The organism is Dolichospermum sp. DET69, from assembly GCA_017355425.1.
Taxonomy (GTDB): Bacteria; Cyanobacteriota; Cyanobacteriia; order Cyanobacteriales; family Nostocaceae; genus Dolichospermum.
Genome location: CP070233.1, coordinates 2,582,788 through 2,600,196, shown reverse-complemented (window position 1 = coordinate 2,600,196; position 17,409 = coordinate 2,582,788). Strand labels below are relative to the sequence as shown.

Sequence of the window (17,409 nt, the reverse complement as noted above, 5' to 3'; positions counted from 1 at the left end):
TTCCTGTATAGCACAAAAAATCAGCGCAAGTCTATCAATTGGCATTATTCACTCAAATTCTTTTAATAGCTTCATAAGATAAACCAGTTGATTCTGCAATAATTTCTATAGCTATATTTTGCTCTTTCAATGCTTTGGCAACCTTCTCAATACCCTTCTCAATACCCTTCTCAATACCGACCTTCTCACCTTCTTCAAAGGCTGTATCAAATACATTTTTCACTTCTAGATACTGCACTAAACTCTTCTTATATTGTTCATACTGCTCCACATTTAAGTGAGATATTTCCGCTATTTCAAACCCTTTCTGAAATATTGGTTCATTTAATATCACGGGTATATGATTAAAAGTTTCTAAGTTCTTCAAAAAATACAGCCATTTATCAAAATGCGTTATTAATTCATCTTCTTGTTTATTAAATAATGGCATTTGTAAAAATTTAAAGTTTAACTTATCAAAGAAAATATCACCATCTTGATCTTTTAGACATACATCGCGCCTAAATTTAGATGTTGTATTTTCATCATACTCGAAATCTAAAATGGCGATAAAATAGACGGGTAGTAAAAAGAAATTCCAATCGCCTTTTTCTGATTGTTCACGAATGGGGAATGTGGAATAGAATAAGGCTCTATCTTTGAAATGTTTGATTTTTGCTTTTTGCATTTCCACAATAAACTTATCACCAGTTTTACTTTCGCAGTAAATATCAAATATGGCTTTACGTTCTGCTATAGTATCGGCTAGATTTTCCGGATTTTTAAAGGTTAATTGTTGAATTTGATGATGTATTGGTAGAAGTTGGTTGAGAAAATCAATGAGTAAATCTTTACTACCCTCTTCACCGAACAGTTTCTTAAAGCCAAAATCTGTATAAGGATTAAAGTATTTTGCGGACATAACTATTCCTCTAAGATTATTTTAATGAAATACTCGCTGAATAACTTTAGAAAACTCTGTCTAATATTTCCTGTATAGCACAAAAAATCAGCGCAAGTCTATCAATTGGAATTATTCACTCAAATTCTTTTAATAGCTTCATAAGATAAACCAGTTGATTCTGCAATAATTTCTATAGCTATATTTTGCTCTTTCAATGCTTTGGCAACCTTCTCAATGCCCTTCTCAATACCCTTCTCAATACCTTTCTCAATGCCCTTCTCAATACCGACTTTTTCACCTTCTTCAAAGGCTGTATCAAATACATTTTTCACTTCTAAATACTGGACTAAACTCTTCTTATATTGTTCATACTGCTCCACGTTTAGGTGAGATATTTCCGCTATTTCAAACCCTTTCTGAAATATTGGTTCATTTAATATCACGGGTATATGATTAAAACTTTCTAAGTTCTTCAAAAAATACAGCCATTTATCAAAATGCGTTATTAATTCATTTTCTTGTTTATTAAATAATGGCATTTGTAAAAATTTAAAGTTTAACTTATCAAAGAAAATATCACCATCTTGATCTTTTAGACATACATCGCGCCTAAATTTAGATGTTGTATTTTCGTCATACTCGAAATCTAAAATGGCGATAAAATAGACGGGTAGTAAAAAGAAATTCCAATCGCCTTTTTCTGATTGTTCACGAATGGGGAATGTGGAATAGAATAAGGCTCTATCTTTGAAATGTTTGATTTTTGCTTTTTGCATTTCCACAATAAACTTATCACCAGTTTTACTTTCGCAGTAAATATCAAATATGGCTTTACGTTCTGCTATGGTATCGGCTAGATTTTCTGGATTTTTAAAGGTTAATTGTTGAATTTGATGATGTATTGGTAGAAGTTGGTTGAGAAAATCAATGAGTAGATCTTTACTGCCTTCTTCTCCGAACAGTTTCTTAAAACCGAAATCTGTATAAGGATTAAAGTATTTTGCGGACATAACTACTCCTCCAAGATTATTTTAATGAAATACTCGCTGAATAACTATGTATTTAGAAAACTCTGTCTAATATTTTCTGTATAGCACAAAAAATGGGCGCAAGTCTATCAATTGGTATAATTCGCTTAAATTCTTTTAATAGCTTCATAAGATAAACCAGTTGATTCTGCAATAATTTCTATAGCTATATTTTGCTCTTTCAATGCTTTGGCAACCTTCTCAATACCTTTCTCAATACCCTTCTCAATGCCCTTTTCAATACCCTTCTCAATACCCTTCTCAATACCGACCTTCTCACCTTCTTCAAAGGCTGTATCAAATACATTTTTCACTTCTAAATACTGGACTAAACTCTTCTTATATTGTTCATACTGCTCCACGTTTAGGTGAGATATTTCCGCTATTTCAAACCCTTTCTGAAATATTGGTTCATTTAATATCACGGGTATATGATTAAAACTTTCTAAGTTCTTCAAAAAATACAGCCATTTATCGAAATGTGTTATTAATTCATTTTCTTGTTTATTAAATAATGGCATTTGTAAAAATTTAAAGTTTAACTTATCAAAGAAAATATCACCATCTTGATCTTTTAGACATACATCGCGCCTAAATTTAGATGTTGTATTTTCGTCATACTCGAAATCTAAAATGGCGATAAAATAGACGGGTAGTAAAAAGAAATTCCAATCGCCTTTTTCTGATTGTTCACGAATGGGGAATGTGGAATAGAATAAGGCTCTATCTTTGAAATGCTTGATTTTTGCTTTTTGCATTTCCACAATAAACTTATCACCAGTTTTACTTTCGCAGTAAATATCAAATATGGCTTTACGTTCTGCTATGGTATCAGCTAGATTTTCCGGATTTTTAAAGGTTAATTGTTGAATTTGATGATGTATTGGTAGAAGTTGGTTGAGAAAATCAATGAGTAAATCTTTACTGCCTTCTTCTCCGAACAGTTTCTTAAAACCGAAATCTGTATAAGGATTAAAGTATTTTGCGGACATAACTACTCCTCCAAGATTATTTTAATGAAATACTCGCTGAATAACTATGTATTTAGAAAACTCTGTCTAATATTTTCTGTATAGTACAAAAAATGGGCGCAAGTCTATCAATTGGTATAATTCGCTTAAATTCTTTTAATAGCTTCATAAGATAAACCAGTTGATTCTGCAATAATTTCTATAGCTATATTTTGCTCTTTCAATGCTTTGGCAACCTTCTCAATACCCTTCTCAATACCCTTCTCAATACCCCTCTCAATCCCCTTCTCAATACCCCTCTCAATCCCCTTCTCAATACCGACCTTTTCACCTTCCTCAAAGGCTGTATCAAATACATTTTTCACTTCTAAATACTGCACTAAACTCTTCTTATATTGTTCATACTGCTCCACATTTAAGTGAGATATTTCCGCTATTTCAAACCCTTTCTGAAATATTGGTTCATTTAATATCGCGGGTATATGATTAAAACTTTCTAGGTTCTTCAAAAAATACAGCCATTTATCAAAATGCGTTATTAATTCATTTTCCTGTTTATTGAATAATGGCATTTGTAAAAATTTAAAGTTTAACTTATCAAAGAAAATATCACCATCTTGATCTTTTAGACATACATCGCGCCTAAATTTAGATGTTGTATTTTCGTCATACTCGAAATCTAAAATGGCGATAAAATAGACGGGTAGTAAAAAGAAATTCCAATCGCCTTTTTCTGATTGTTCACGAATGGGGAATGTGGAATAGAATAAGGCTCTATCTTTGAAATGTTTGATTTTTGCTTTTTGCATTTCCACAATAAACTTATCACCAGTTTTACTTTCGCAGTAAATATCAAATATGGCTTTACGTTCTGCTATGGTATCGGCTAGATTTTCTGGATTTTTAAAGGTTAATTGTTGAATTTGATGATGTATTGGTAGAAGTTGGTTGAGAAAATCAATGAGTAAATCTTTACTACCCTCTTCTCCGAACAGTTTCTTAAAACCGAAATCTGTATAAGGATTAAAGTATTTTGCGGACATAACTACTCCTCCAAGATTATTTTAATCAAATACTCGCTGAATAACTATGTATTGAGAAAACTCTGTCTAATATTTTCTGAATCAGAACATTAGTATCTAGAACTAGCTTCATGAAATTATCTCAAAAATTTCCTCATCGGTATAAACTGTTTGACTCTTTTCCATTAAATAAGAACGCAATGCGCGGAATTTGTGGGTAAAGATGTAATCCTCAATAGCTTTACCAATGAAACTATCAGGAGATATACCTTCAGCTTGAGTAATTTAATTTATAAAAGTGCTGCTTTTAGTTCTGGATTAATTGTAATAGTTAGGGTATCTTGCATATTTTATTAGCCAGCTACATAATTTATTGTACAGTATCTATCAAGCCTCGGATTACTGATTACGAAGCAAATCCAGATCATGTAATGACATGAGAAGAAATCAAAGCTTCAATATAATCGCTTCTATATACCAAGAAACATAAATTATTTATTTAAACAGATATTTTTATCTTCATCAAAATCGCTACAATAGCTACCACAGCTAGATTTATTCCCATTTAATTTTAAAAATTTACTTGATTAGGAAAGCTATTGCTATTTACCTTCCGCCTATTGCACTAAAATTAGTAGACACCTAGCTGAGTTTTACAAGCTTTTGAAATTAGGAGTGCATACGTGCCAACACTTGCTAAATATTTGCTGGTTGGATCAGTTGAAGCTTATAGTGGCAAATCTGCAACAGTTTTAGGTTTGTCTCATCAGCTAAAACAAAAAGGTTTGGATATTGCTTATGGCAAACCTTTGGGTAATTTTGTCAAGACATCTGCCGGAACAGTAGTTGAAGAAGATGTCCAGTTCATTACTCATAACCTCAACCTTCCAGACAACCGCATTGCTCCCACCTTATTGTCTTTGGATGAAATTACCGTCCAGAAACGCTTAGAGGGAGAAGATACAACCAACTATCAACAGTTACTAGTACAGAAGTATTCACAAATACCAAAGAGTAATTTGATACTCTTAGAAGGCCCTGCTAACTTATCAGAAGGAAATTTATTTGGATTATCCTTACTGGAATTAGCAGAAAAATTAGATGCTCCTGTACTATTAATCAGCCGTTATCAATCACTAACCTCTGTGGAGGCGTTGTTATTCGCTAAACAGCAATTAGGTAAACGGTTAATGGGTGTGGTAATCAATGAAGTTCCTCACGAAAAATTGGAGTTAGTGCAAACTCTCCTCAGCCCATTTCTAGAAAAACAGGGTATTTCCGTACTAGCAACATTGCCCAAAAGCGATATCCTCCGCAGTGTGAGTGTAGGGGAATTAGTCAAGCAGTTAAACGCTGAGGTTCTCTGTCGAAACGATCGCCTTGATTTATTAGTCGAAAGTCTAGCCATTGGGGCGATGAACGTTAACTCTGCCGTCAAATACTTCCGTAAACGCCGGAATATGGCAGTAGTGACAGGAGGCGATCGCGTTGAAATTCAACAAGCAGCCTTAGAAACATCGACTCAATGTCTCATCCTGACTGGACAACTACCACCTCCTGCGTTTATCCTCAACCGGGCTGAAGAGTTAGAAATCCCGATTTTATCCGTGGATTTAGACACTCTCACCACAGTAGAGATAATTGATCGCACCTTTGGTCAAGTTCGTGTCCATGAACCCATTAAAATAGAGTGCATTCGTCAATTAATGTCTGAGCATTTTGATATTGACCGTTTATTATCCCAATTGGGATTCAATCCAGCGGCAGCACTATCATAATTTGCTTATAGGAATCAGCAGCGTAAATCCTCTTAATTACTCCCCGACTGGTTTATTAAGTGGTATCTGTTCTGGCAATGCTTCCCCTTCTGGTTTAACTTCCTCAACGGTCATATCAGATTTTTCGGCTGTTTCTACAGTTAATAACTCCGATGTAACTGGATTTGAGGAACTTACTTCTGGCTCACTTGCAGTTTCGCTAGTTTCTTCTATTGCAACCACCACATCAATTTGAGTTATCTCTACCACAGTTTCAGTTTCCGTTCCCGTAGGAGTTTCGGAAATCACAATCTCAGTTTGAGTTATCTCCACCACAGTTTCTGCTGCTGTAGGAGTTTCAGAAATCACAACCTCAGTTTGAGTTATCTCTAGCACAATTTCAGTTTCCGCCGTTATCGGTGATTCTGTGGACGGAATTACCTCTTTTTCTTCCTCCTCACTCACAGACGGTTGTGTCGGTGCTAGTTCTACCATTTCCAAAACAGGAGATTGGGAAACAGTTTCCTCAGACAAAGCTTCAGTTACAATTACTGGAGTAACAGTTACGGACTCATCTGGTAACTTTGACGGTTGTGCTACTTCAGTAGTGCTTGTTTGCAAAATCTCCTCAGCAGTTTTAATAACTGGCTTTTTATTCACAGTCTGCTGTAGCTCCGCTTTAGCACCACTAAACACACTACCAATGAACTGTGCTAATTGTCCAAATTTCTCTTTCACAGAAAATTTTGACATTTGTTCCTGGAAACTTGCCTTAATTAGCTCAGGACTGGGGAGAGGCGTTTGTTGTCCTTCGGGTACTAACTGTCGCCGTAATGAGAGGGTTTGCCAGCCAAACCAGACCAAAAGCGTCACACTAGCTACATGACCCAGTAACAAACCCCCAGTAATTCGAGGTGTAAAAATCCATAATACTAAAGCGTAGAATAGCCCAACTCCACTCCAGATGAAATCATTCTTGCGATGGATTTCTGGAAAAAAGAAGGCTGATAGATAAATGGTGAGACTACCAAAAGCGACTACCAAAGCTAGAAGATAAGCCAGCATTTTTTCATACTCCTTACTATTGCAATTGTGCTAGTATTTTAATTTTGCAAATTTTGTCACTAAATTGTGGACTTGGATACAAATTAAAATCAATTATTGATGTTACTTCTAATTTTTTTAAAATTCTTGAAAAACTCTTAATATCTTCTTTAGGAGTGAAGCCAAAATCTCAGACTACCCTTAAAGGGAAAGGATCTGCAAGCAGAAGAGCCAAACCTAAACAAAAGATTTGAACTGAACTATGACACTACAAAGCTTCGGTGTGATTGGATTAGCGGTTATGGGCGAAAATATCGCTCTCAATGTGGAAAGAAATGGCTTCCCCATTACAGTTTACAACCGCTCTCGTGAAAAAACCGATGCCTTCATGGCACACCGCGCTCCAGGACGGAACGTCAAAGCTGCTTTTAGCCTCGAACAATTTGTTGCTTCATTGGAACGTCCCCGCAAAATTTTGGTGATGGTACAAGCTGGCAAGCCTGTTGATGCGGTAATTCAACAGCTTAAGCCTTTATTACAAGAGGGCGATATCATTATTGACGGTGGTAACTCTTGGTTTGAAGATACCGACAGACGGACTCAAGAATTAGAACCCATTGGTTTACGCTATGTCGGTATGGGTGTGAGTGGTGGTGAAGAAGGCGCGTTAAATGGTCCTTCTCTCATGCCTGGTGGGACAAAAAGCTCCTACGAGTACCTATCCCCAATTTTCAATAAAATAGCGGCTCAAGTTGATGACGGTCCTTGTGTAACCTACATTGGACCCGGTGGTTCTGGTCACTATGTGAAAATGGTTCACAACGGTATTGAGTACGGTGATATGCAGTTAATTGCAGAAGCCTATGACTTGCTGAAAAATGTGGGTGGTTTAAATGCAGCACAACTTCATGAAGTGTTTGCTCAATGGAATACAACTGACGAACTCAATTCATTCTTGATTGAGATTACCGCCAATATTTTCCCCTACGTTGATCCAGATACCAAGATTCCGCTTGTTGACTTGATTGTTGACGCAGCCGGTCAAAAGGGAACAGGTCGTTGGACTGTACAAACTGCTTTAGAATTGGGTGTAGCGATTCCGACAATTACAGCCGCTGTAAATGCCCGGATTATGTCTTCTATTAGAGATGAACGGATTGCTGCTTCTAAGATCATCACTGGACCTAACGCTAAGTATGGTGGCGACATTGCAGCTTTTGTGAACATGGTGCGTGATGCTCTTTATTGTTCCAAAATTTGTTCTTATGCTCAAGGTATGGCTCTGTTATCTACAGCTTCCAAAACTTACAATTGGGAATTGAATTTGGGCGAAATGGCGCGGATTTGGAAAGGTGGTTGTATTATTCGGGCTGGCTTCTTGAATAAGATTAAGAAAGCATTTGACGAAAATCCAGCTTTACCTAACCTGTTGTTAGCACCTGAATTTAAGCAAACAATTCTGGATAGACAAGCTGCTTGGCGGGAAGTAATTGTGACCGCTGCTAAGTTGGGTATTCCTGTTCCTGCTTTTAGTGCTTCTTTAGATTACTTCGATAGTTACCGCCGCGATCGCTTGCCACAAAACTTAACACAAGCACAACGCGACTACTTCGGCGCTCACACCTACAAACGGACTGACAAAGAAGGCAGTTTCCACACTGAGTGGGTTCCCATTGCTGAAGCTCAGAAGTAAGATCCTTCTGGTTAAGCTTTAAAGTTAGTTCTTGCCATTTATTCCGGCAAAATTGCTTGTAGGGGCGGGGTTTCCCCGCCTTTTCATAAGACCTCGCGGTATCTAGGAAACTCAGTCTCTTTAGGGCTGGGTTACTGACCTAATTATTATTAACTTTGACTATTTTGAAAGATTTTCGGTGAATAGTTAATGAGTTGTTTTTTTGAACAATAAAAATATATTCATCTATCATTCAATAAAGCCATAATTTATCAAAACATACCCTGTTAATCCTTTAATCTTAGGCATCCTGATTCTGACATTTTCTTTGAATATTTAGTCTGAATCAGGATATCCAGGATTTGAGGATTTACAGGATGGCAATTTATAGGTTTTCTGTGAATAGTTAATGAGTTGTTTTTTTGAACAATAAAAATATATTCATCTATCATTCAATAAAGCCATAATTTATCAAAACATATCCTGTTAATCCTTTAATCTTGGGCATCCTGATTCTAACATTTTCTTTGAATATTTAGTCTGAATCAGGATATCCAGGATTTGAGGATTTACAGGATGGCAATTTATAGATTTTCTGTGAATAGTTAATGAGTTGTTTTTTTGAACAATAAAAATATATTCATCTATCATTCAATAAAGCCATAATTTATCAAAACATATCCTGTTAATCCTTTAATCTTGGGCATCCTGATTCTAACATTTTCTTTGAATATTTAGTCTGAATCAGGATATCCAGGATTTGAGGATTTACAGGATGGCAATTTATAGATTTTCTGTGAATAGTTAATGAGTTGTTTTTTTGAACAATAAAAATATATTCATCTATCATTCAATAAAACCATAATTTATCAAAACATATCCTGTTAATCCTTTAATCTTGGGCATCCTGATTCTGACATTTTCTTTGAATATTTAGTCTGAATCAGGATATCCAGGATTTGAGGATTTACAGGATGGCAATTTATAGATTTTCGGTGAATAGTTAATGAGTTGTTTTTTTGAACAATAAAAATATATTCATCTATCATTCAATAAAACCATAATTTATCAAAACATATCCTGTTAATCCTTTAATCTTGGGCATCCTGATTCTGACATTTTCTTTGAATATTTAGTCTGAATCAGGATATCCAGGATTTGAGGATTTACAGGATGGCAATTTATAGATTTTCGGTGAATAGTTAATGAGTTGTTTTTTTGAACAATAAAAATATATTCATCTATCATTCAATAAAACCATAATTTATCAAAACATATCCTGTTAATCCTTTAATCTTGGGCATCCTGATTCTGACATTTTCTTTGAATATTTAGTCTGAATCAGGATATCCAGGATTTGAGGATTTACAGGATGGCAATTTATAGATTTTCGGTGAATAGTTAATGAGTTGTTTTTTTGAACAATAAAAATATATTCATCTATCATTCAATAAAACCATAATTTATCAAAACATATCCTGTTAATCCTTTAATCTTGGGCATCCTGATTCTGACATTTTCTTTGAATATTTAGTCTGAATCAGGATATCCAGGATTTGAGGATTTACAGGATGGCAATTTATAGATTTTCGGTGAATAGTTAATGAGTTGTTTTTTTGAACAATAAAAATATATTCATCTATCATTCAATAAAACCATAATTTATCAAAACATATCCTGTTAATCCTTTAATCTTGGGCATCCTGATTCTGACATTTTCTTTGAATATTTAGTCTGAATCAGGATATCCAGGATTTGAGGATGTATACACGGTAGTGAATTAGAAGGATTATTATTCATTTTGGATAACTTTACTGCCAGTATATTTTTATAAAACTTGCATTTGTGAGACAATTTCATTGTTGAATTAAAAATAGTTAAATCTATGAGCAATCAATCTACTATCCCAGTCATTGTCAACGGTGCTGCTGGTAAAATGGGACGTGAGGTAATTAAAGCAATAGCCCAAGCATCTGATTTAACTTTAATGGGTGCAATTGATACGACTCCCGAACATCAAGGTAAAGACGCTGGGGAACTAGCGGGTTTAAGTGAACCCTTAGAAGTACCCATTACCAATCAATTAGAACCCATGTTGGGGTATGTAGCTGGAGAAAGACAGATGCAACCAGGGGTATTAGTTGACTTTACCCATCCTGATGCAGTGTATAATAATATTCGCAGTGCGATCGCCTATGGAATTCGTCCAGTTGTGGGAACTACAGGTTTAAGTCCCGCACAACTCCAAGAATTAGCCGATTTTGCCGAAAAAGCCAGTACAGGTTGTTTAGTTATTCCTAACTTCTCCATTGGGATGGTACTACTGCAAGAAGCCGCTGTCAGAGCTTCCCAGTATTTTGATCATGTAGAAATTATCGAACTCCATCATAATCAAAAAGCTGATGCTCCTAGCGGTACAGCCATTCAAACTGCTCAATTATTAGGCGAACTGGGTAAAACTTTTAACGCTGCTATTGTGGAAGAAACGGAGAAAATAGCCGGAGCTAGAGGCAGTTTAGCAGATGAAGGGATTAGAATTCATAGTGTCCGCTTACCAGGACTAATTGCCCACCAAGAGGTGATTTTTGGAGCAGCAGGGCAAATTTATACCTTACGTCATGATACCAGCGATCGCGCCTGTTATATGCCAGGAGTATTATTAGCCATTCGCAAAGTTAACCAGCTAAAGTCATTAGTATATGGATTAGAAAAAATTCTTTAAAATTGCGATTTTCCCATCTAAAAGCCAAAAGCCAAAAATATGCTCGTTCCCTTAACTCGCCAAAAATTTGAACAAATCATCCCCCTGGTTGCCTCTGGACCACAATATAAATACTATTGGGGGAAGTTAAGCAGTTTTTTGCAGCGAATACTAATTTCCGTAGTTACCTTAGCTGTGCTATTGCTCATTCAATTCTTGTTTAGGTTGGAATTTGGGTTAATCTTCTTTTTTGGGATATTTGGGGCTTTCTTTTGGCTTTGGTATCCCATATTCCAAGCAAGTATCCGCAATGGAAAATGCCGCCGTTACAAATACAGTGGCTTTTTCCGGGGACGAGTCTTAGATTGGTGGATTACAGATAAATTAATGGGTAAACAGGAAACCGTTAATGGTAAAGGTGAGTTAGTAATCATCGAAAACCGCGAAAAGCGGATTAACTTAGAAATAGGCGACGATACAGGATTTAGTGTTGAGTTTGAAGCCCCACTCCGCAACGAACACAAAGTTATCGCTCGTGGTCAAATAGCCGAAATGGTGGTGATGTCAAATAGTTCTGATTTAAGCACAATTGCAGAATTCAGCGATATATATATTCCTAGTCGTGACCTGTGGGTAAGTGATTATCCCTATGTTCGCCAAGACTTTTTCAATGAAGTTAGTATTCGCTTGCGTGCAGACCAGGAAAGAAAACCCCGCCGCCGTTCACCGAAGACACAGAGATAGGTAATAGGTAATGGGTAATGGGTAATAGGTAATCGGGAAAAATAATCTTCAACCCCCCGTATTCCGATCTTGTCCATAGGCTTGCCAAGCCAAATCCACTAAGCCGTCAACAATGGCAGCAGCGACGACAGCGTTACCCTTGCGACCTTCAATAGTGATATAAGGAACTAGAGATTCTTGTAATCGTTCTTTTGCCGTTTCTAAATTTATAAACCCTGGTGGAGTAGCAACTATTAAAGCGGGTCTAATTTCTTCGGATTCAATTAATTCAACTAGTGCAGTTAATGCTGTTTGTGCTTGACCAACTACAAATATCCCCTCTGGATAACGCCGAGCTAGAGTTTCAATGCCCCAAGCAGCACGGGTTTTTTCTTTTTGGGGTCGTGTTAGTGCTTCCATACTGCAATACACTGGATTAGCAAATGTATTTTGAATATCGGAGCATATACCTGCCTGTACCATTGGTGCATCTACCACAATAGTGATTCGTGCAGCTAAGGCGGCTGCTCCAGCTTGTAATGCGTGTTCTGAAAATCGAATTAAGGATTGATATTCAAAATCAGCCGTAGCATAAATTACGCGGCGGACGATTTCATACTCTGCTGGTGAAAAAATATGATCACCAATTTCACTATCAATAATTGCCAAACTTTGAGCATCAGTCACGTGCCATTCCATTGCTATTTAGCTTCTTAATATATTAGTTCTCAGCTTATCAGTCTTTTGGATCAGGAAATTTGGGATTTTGAACTATGAAGATTTGAGTTCTCTAAAAGCCAAAATTCCCTTTCCTAATCCCCAAACTGTGGTGAAAACTTTTCAGGATTCAGCGCCGGAGGAAGGCCGACTAAACGTGGGGGATAAATAAGCTACTAAAGCGCCAATGACAAAAGCGGAAATATTGCGAACTAGAGGCACCCAATCGCTTGTACGGGTAATTACTGGAGCAATACCGAAGGCAATAAATAAAATTCCCCATAAAGGTGAGAAAATTAATGCCCATTGCCAACCAAGTATTTTCTTGTCACCACGGGATTGACCCGCAAAACCACAAATAATCCCACCAACAGCGGAAGTAACAAGGGTGAGTATCCATTGTTCTCTAGGCAGTCCAGGAACGACGTTACAACCACCTTTGAGTAAGCAACCTTTGACTGAATTTAGGGCTTGGAGAATGGCTTGATCTTCTCCTTCTTCACGCACAAAGTATAAGTTACCAAAGCGGGTTTGTAGTTCAATCCAGAAGGTGCGGGGTAAGAATTCATAAACCGCATCACCAACACTAAAGCTGAGAATATTGCCTCCACGGGCATCTGCTACCAAGAGAATGCTTTTATCATCTAAACCCCAATATTTAATTACTGCTCTCCCTGGGGTACGGTCGTATTGGGTTAAGACGCGCAATTTCCAGCCAGTATCAGTTTCAAATTGTTCTAATTCTTGAACTAACTTTTTTTCCTGGGGGTCAGGGAGAGTTTTTGCTAAATCTACTACTGGTGTTACAAAGCTGGGTAGTAAATCGGGATTTTCATAAGCTAGGGCAGATGGGGAATTAATTGCCCAGATCGAGCCAATAAAGCAAAATACGGCAATTGATACTAGAATTTTTCGCCAATAACACAGGTGCATGAACGTTTTTATACTATTATTAAGAGAAGAATGTAACGAGTGCTTTTTAAAGCGTAATGTAAAAGTGATATTTCTTTACACTTCTTTACTTTACTCTAATATTCGGTATCTTAACAAAACCTGATGGGAAATTGGGACGGGTGAATATTTAACAGGAGTCAGATTCAATCTGTATGACTAGTGCATGAATAAGCGGGTTTAATACCCCCACCAAATTGTAGATTTTGTGGTCTTCAATCAGTGAGGGATTCTGATCCACCACTGATTCATTCTGACTCCTGACTCCTAACTCCTGAATTTTTCTTCATTGATGGTTTGTCATTGGTTGGCAAACGTTCAGTATTTCTCTGAGTGGGTTTTTTCCGCGAAAGACTCTTCCAAGCAGCTTTAAAGCCAATCAGGACGCTACGGGTGCTGATTTGCATATTTTCTGCTTGTTTTTTGGCGCTATCTAGGCTTTGATCAAATTGTTTGACAACTTGACCTGCGCTTTTGACACCTTCACTAACATCATCTGTTAAGTCTGTGATTTCTAAGCTGGTGTTACGGATAGCACTGAGAGTAGGTGGTAACTCCCGTGAAAGGGTGTCAAAGAATTTTTCGGCACTGCGAGCAGCACGGGCTAATTCCTGCAAAGCGGGTATGGCTGCCACCAAAACGGCTGTTAGGCTGGCAGCAACTAAGAGGATGGATAGTCCCAGCCAAAATAAAGGATCAATCACGGTTATGCCATTTATGAACGTTCTAATTTTTCAGTCAGAGGATCGGTGTTGTCTGCTGTGCTGCTGACATCTACAGTATTTTGTTTATTTAAATATTGGCTTTCGCGCTGGGTAGCATCTATGCCAACAGCGATCGCTTCCCGTAATCTGTCTACGGTTTCATCCCAATTTTCCAGGGTGCTAGTAGAAAGACGATCTGCCTGAATTTGGACGCTGGTAGTAATATCTTCTGCTAATTCAGGGATAGCATTGGCGGATTTTTTAATTAGTTTACGGGTTTCGCGTCCTGTGCGCGGAGCAACTAGTAAACCGGCTAAAGTACCAATAGCTGCTCCTAGCATCAAACCACCAATAAAGATTCCAGAACGATTATTAGACATTTTTTGGGTTTTCTACTCCATAAAACTTAATCTTATATATTTATTTTCTATTCTTGCTATATCTTAGCTATAAGTTGCCACCTTCTTAGCCACCAGCCAAAGATGAGATACAGCATATTTCACACATACTACCTTTCCTGGCACATGACAAGAAATTTTTAATGGTTGTGTTTTTACATCATCCTTGACAAGTTTGGCTTGATAGGTATAGTGAGTACCAGAAGGTTTTTCAAAGCTTAATTCACCCAGAATTGTCTGATTATCTAAGCTTTTTTCGAGAATTTTCCCTGTTACCTGATAGTTAAACCAATTCCATCCTAAGCGCAGCATTAGTTCTTTTTCCAAAATTTGCAGCGGATTTGGTAAAATTCCCCAACCACGATAAACTTTATCCAAGCATTGTATATCCCCAGTGTGGGTGAGAATTGATTTAAAAGTATCTTGATCAAGAAGTCCGTAATATCTGCCTTGAGGAAAATCTATAGCTGTGGGAGCAAATCTATGTCCCCCAAAGTGACTTGATTTCCAAATTCTTGTCTGATTTAATTGTAAATTAGCAATGGTATTTTGAGAGTAAAAGTAAAAAGGATTGCCATATCTAGCACAACATTGATCATGGCTACCATGAGTACATATTAATATATCTCTGGTGATACCAGATTCTATTTCATAATCAACACTTACACCTGCTAACCATTTACTAACAAATCCTGCTACTTGTTCAATATTTGGTAACTTAAATTCTCGCTTTCGGTATCCTTGGCTGAATCCCTCTTGCTGCTGATAAATTAATAAGGTTGTTTCCTCTCCTTTATGGGATTCATCATTGGCAACTAGTAAAAATTGAATTGGTAGTTTGGCATTTTGGATCTCTTCTACTAAACTTCGTAAGTTATCTGGAACCCATTTAGAGTTAAAGGCTTCATAAACCCAAGGGGTAGGACATTCTACTAAAATATAGGTTTGGTAGTTGGTGGCAGTACCAATTATATCTTCTTCTATTTCTCGTGAATTATCCGCACAAAAAAATTTGTTCATTTATACTGACTCGAATAGAGGTTTTATGGACAATGGTTCGGAACAATTTAGGTAAGCACTTAATAAAAATCTTGTTTTTTAAAATGCCTCTGGTTAAATAAATACTTTTAAAAAAAGATCCAATAAGTTAAAATACAGCATTTTTTTAGATTTTACAGGAATAATTTCTGGAATATTTGAGGCTAATTTATGACTTGTTTGATAGATATGATCAATCCTCACTTTTAACTGTTGAATTTTTAGCTTTACATAATCTAAATAGAATTTTCTATTTTTTGTCTGTATACTCCGTGGCATAGATTCACTAGTTGGTAAATTATATCTTAATTTGTTCATATTGAGAAATATTCTCAATTATTTGTAAAAAAAATATAAAGCCATAAGACTTTATTTTCAATTGGTCAAGTATTTTGAGTTTAGCCTAACCCAACATAATTATTAAAGCAGCTATTTCTATAATTTAGGTAAATTCTTCAAAAATACCTCCTTGTATTAATTTATTGTTCATGAAACTTAACGATTTCCATTATTTAACCAAAAGTTATGATGATTATCATAGGATTCACAAATGTGATAGATTAGGTTATATATATGACATAAGGATAATTAAGGCAGAAATATTTTATATCCAAATAGTGAAGACGGTTTCATCATGAACTACAGTAAAATACTTGTTAAGTAATAATGGTGAATGCTTGATAGTTGTTTCGTAAATTCCTTATTTTTAATTATATGACATTAATCTTAGCTTTGGATTTTGGCGGGACAAAATTGGCAGCAGCGACAGTCAAGAATGGTGCGAAAGAGTGGTTGGACTATGAATCACGGTTTTCTCCTCCAAATGGTGATGCTTTGACTGATCTAGAAATCATGCGATCGCTCATTGATTCTGTGTTAAGAGGAAGGAAACCGGATGCTATTGGTGTCAGCTTTGGCGGTCCAGTGGATGCCACAACTGGCTTAGTTCGACTATCTCATCATGTTCCTGGCTGGGAAAATGTTCCCCTTAAACTAATTCTGGAAGATGATTATGACGCACCTGTCAGTATAGACAATGATGCTAATGTTGCGGCTGTTGGTGAACATCGCTTTGGGGCTGGACAAGGATATGATAGCCTATTCTACATTACTATTAGCACTGGCGTGGGTGGAGGCTGGATACTTAACGGTAAGCTTTGGCGGGGGGCATTGGGAATGGCGGGAGAAATCGGCCATATGGTGGTAGATCCTAGAGGTCCTTTATGCTTGTGTGGAAAACGGGGATGTGTAGAACGGTTGGCTTCTGGTCCCTACATGGCGCAAAATGCGCGGGAAATGTTGGAGAATGAACCACCCAGCACTAATGCCAGAGTCAGAGGTGACGTACTCAGGTATTTGACAGGTAATGATCTCAACTTACTTACAGGTAAAGTCGTCAGTGCCGCAGCAGCAAACGGGGACGAAATAGCACAAGAAGTATTATACAGGGGCGCTTGGGCTTTGGGTGTAGGCATTGGCAATGTAGCCAATCTCATGAATCCCCAACGGTTTATTTTAGGTGGTGGTGTCACCAAAGCTGGGGATAATTTCTGGACTGTGGTGCGGAAAGTAGCTAGGGAAACAGCACTACCAGAGGTGAATTTTGAGGTTGTGCGAGCATTATTGGGTGATGATGCACCCTTATGGGGGGCTGTTGCTTTGGGTTTGAATGTGTTGGATTAAGGAATTTGCGGGTAGACAAACAAATTTAACCTCCACATTGATGATAAAAGATTGGGGATTTAATGTAGGGGTAGCGCCCCCGTGCCTACCCCGGATTGAGGGCAACCACAGGGGGTT

At 37.1% G+C, this 17,409-nt stretch carries 16 protein-coding genes; 5 read left to right on the top strand and 11 right to left on the bottom strand.

Translation table 11 applies throughout. The features are described 5' to 3' along the window. Positions 1-52 precede the first annotated feature (52 nt). From EZY12_11900 to EZY12_11885, 4 genes are all read right to left on the bottom strand, one after another. On the bottom strand, positions 53-901 hold the full coding sequence (locus tag EZY12_11900) for a PD-(D/E)XK nuclease family transposase (GenBank protein ID QSX70201.1): 849 nt from the start codon (positions 899-901) through the stop codon (positions 53-55). 119 nt (positions 902-1,020) lie between these two features. Further along, positions 1,021-1,893, bottom strand: a complete 873-nt coding sequence (locus EZY12_11895; GenBank protein QSX70200.1) for a PD-(D/E)XK nuclease family transposase — start codon at positions 1,891-1,893, stop codon at positions 1,021-1,023. Between the two features lie 125 nt (positions 1,894-2,018). After that, entirely contained in the window at positions 2,019-2,903 is an 885-nt protein-coding gene (locus tag EZY12_11890) for an Rpn family recombination-promoting nuclease/putative transposase (protein QSX70199.1), read from the bottom strand. A 125-nt stretch (positions 2,904-3,028) separates the two neighbouring features. Further along, positions 3,029-3,925: an Rpn family recombination-promoting nuclease/putative transposase gene (locus tag EZY12_11885; protein QSX70198.1), complete on the bottom strand. Its 897-nt coding sequence runs from the start codon at positions 3,923-3,925 to the stop codon at positions 3,029-3,031. A gap of 662 nt (positions 3,926-4,587) precedes the next feature. Here EZY12_11885 and EZY12_11880 point away from each other — a divergent pair. Continuing rightward, positions 4,588-5,682 carry a phosphotransacetylase family protein gene (locus EZY12_11880; GenBank protein QSX70197.1) on the top strand — a complete coding sequence of 365 codons (1,095 nt, stop codon included), beginning with the start codon at positions 4,588-4,590 and terminating at the stop codon, positions 5,680-5,682. A gap of 36 nt (positions 5,683-5,718) precedes the next feature. Here EZY12_11880 and EZY12_11875 read toward each other — a convergent pair whose 3' ends face one another. Further along, complete coding sequence (locus tag EZY12_11875; protein ID QSX70196.1) at positions 5,719-6,726, bottom strand: hypothetical protein; 1,008 nt, start codon at positions 6,724-6,726, stop codon at positions 5,719-5,721. A gap of 241 nt (positions 6,727-6,967) precedes the next feature. On the opposite strand from EZY12_11875, the gene gndA reads away from it, so the two are divergent. The 3 genes from gndA to EZY12_11860 all read left to right on the top strand — a co-directional run bounded on the left by gndA (position 6,968) and on the right by EZY12_11860 (position 11,822). Next, complete coding sequence (gene gndA / locus EZY12_11870) at positions 6,968-8,398, top strand: NADP-dependent phosphogluconate dehydrogenase (protein ID QSX70195.1); 1,431 nt, start codon at positions 6,968-6,970, stop codon at positions 8,396-8,398. 1,864 nt (positions 8,399-10,262) lie between these two features. After that, the gene (locus EZY12_11865) at positions 10,263-11,099 is read left to right on the top strand and encodes a 4-hydroxy-tetrahydrodipicolinate reductase (protein QSX70194.1); all 837 of its coding nucleotides are present in this window, start codon (positions 10,263-10,265) and stop codon (positions 11,097-11,099) included. A 39-nt stretch (positions 11,100-11,138) separates the two neighbouring features. Beyond that, entirely contained in the window at positions 11,139-11,822 is a 684-nt protein-coding gene (locus EZY12_11860; protein ID QSX70193.1) for a phosphate ABC transporter permease, read from the top strand. 48 nt (positions 11,823-11,870) lie between these two features. On the opposite strand, the gene EZY12_11855 is transcribed toward EZY12_11860, so the two are convergent. The 6 genes from EZY12_11855 to EZY12_11830 form a co-directional block, all read right to left on the bottom strand. Next, entirely contained in the window at positions 11,871-12,500 is a 630-nt protein-coding gene (locus tag EZY12_11855; protein QSX70192.1) for a precorrin-8X methylmutase, read from the bottom strand. Positions 12,501-12,641: 141 nt separating this feature from the next. Beyond that, entirely contained in the window at positions 12,642-13,451 is an 810-nt protein-coding gene (locus tag EZY12_11850; protein QSX70191.1) for a TPM domain-containing protein, read from the bottom strand. A 266-nt stretch (positions 13,452-13,717) separates the two neighbouring features. Next, positions 13,718-14,173: a hypothetical protein gene (locus EZY12_11845; GenBank protein QSX70190.1), complete on the bottom strand. Its 456-nt coding sequence runs from the start codon at positions 14,171-14,173 to the stop codon at positions 13,718-13,720. Positions 14,174-14,184: 11 nt separating this feature from the next. Next, entirely contained in the window at positions 14,185-14,553 is a 369-nt protein-coding gene (locus EZY12_11840) for a YtxH domain-containing protein (protein QSX70189.1), read from the bottom strand. Between the two features lie 63 nt (positions 14,554-14,616). After that, entirely contained in the window at positions 14,617-15,591 is a 975-nt protein-coding gene (locus EZY12_11835) for a sucrase ferredoxin (protein QSX70188.1), read from the bottom strand. 93 nt (positions 15,592-15,684) lie between these two features. Next, complete coding sequence (locus EZY12_11830) at positions 15,685-15,888, bottom strand: hypothetical protein (GenBank protein QSX70187.1); 204 nt, start codon at positions 15,886-15,888, stop codon at positions 15,685-15,687. Positions 15,889-16,323: 435 nt separating this feature from the next. Between EZY12_11830 and EZY12_11825 the strand changes: the two genes are divergently transcribed. Further along, positions 16,324-17,292 carry an ROK family protein gene (locus tag EZY12_11825; GenBank protein QSX70186.1) on the top strand — a complete coding sequence of 323 codons (969 nt, stop codon included), beginning with the start codon at positions 16,324-16,326 and terminating at the stop codon, positions 17,290-17,292. The last annotated feature ends 117 nt before the right edge of the window (positions 17,293-17,409 follow it).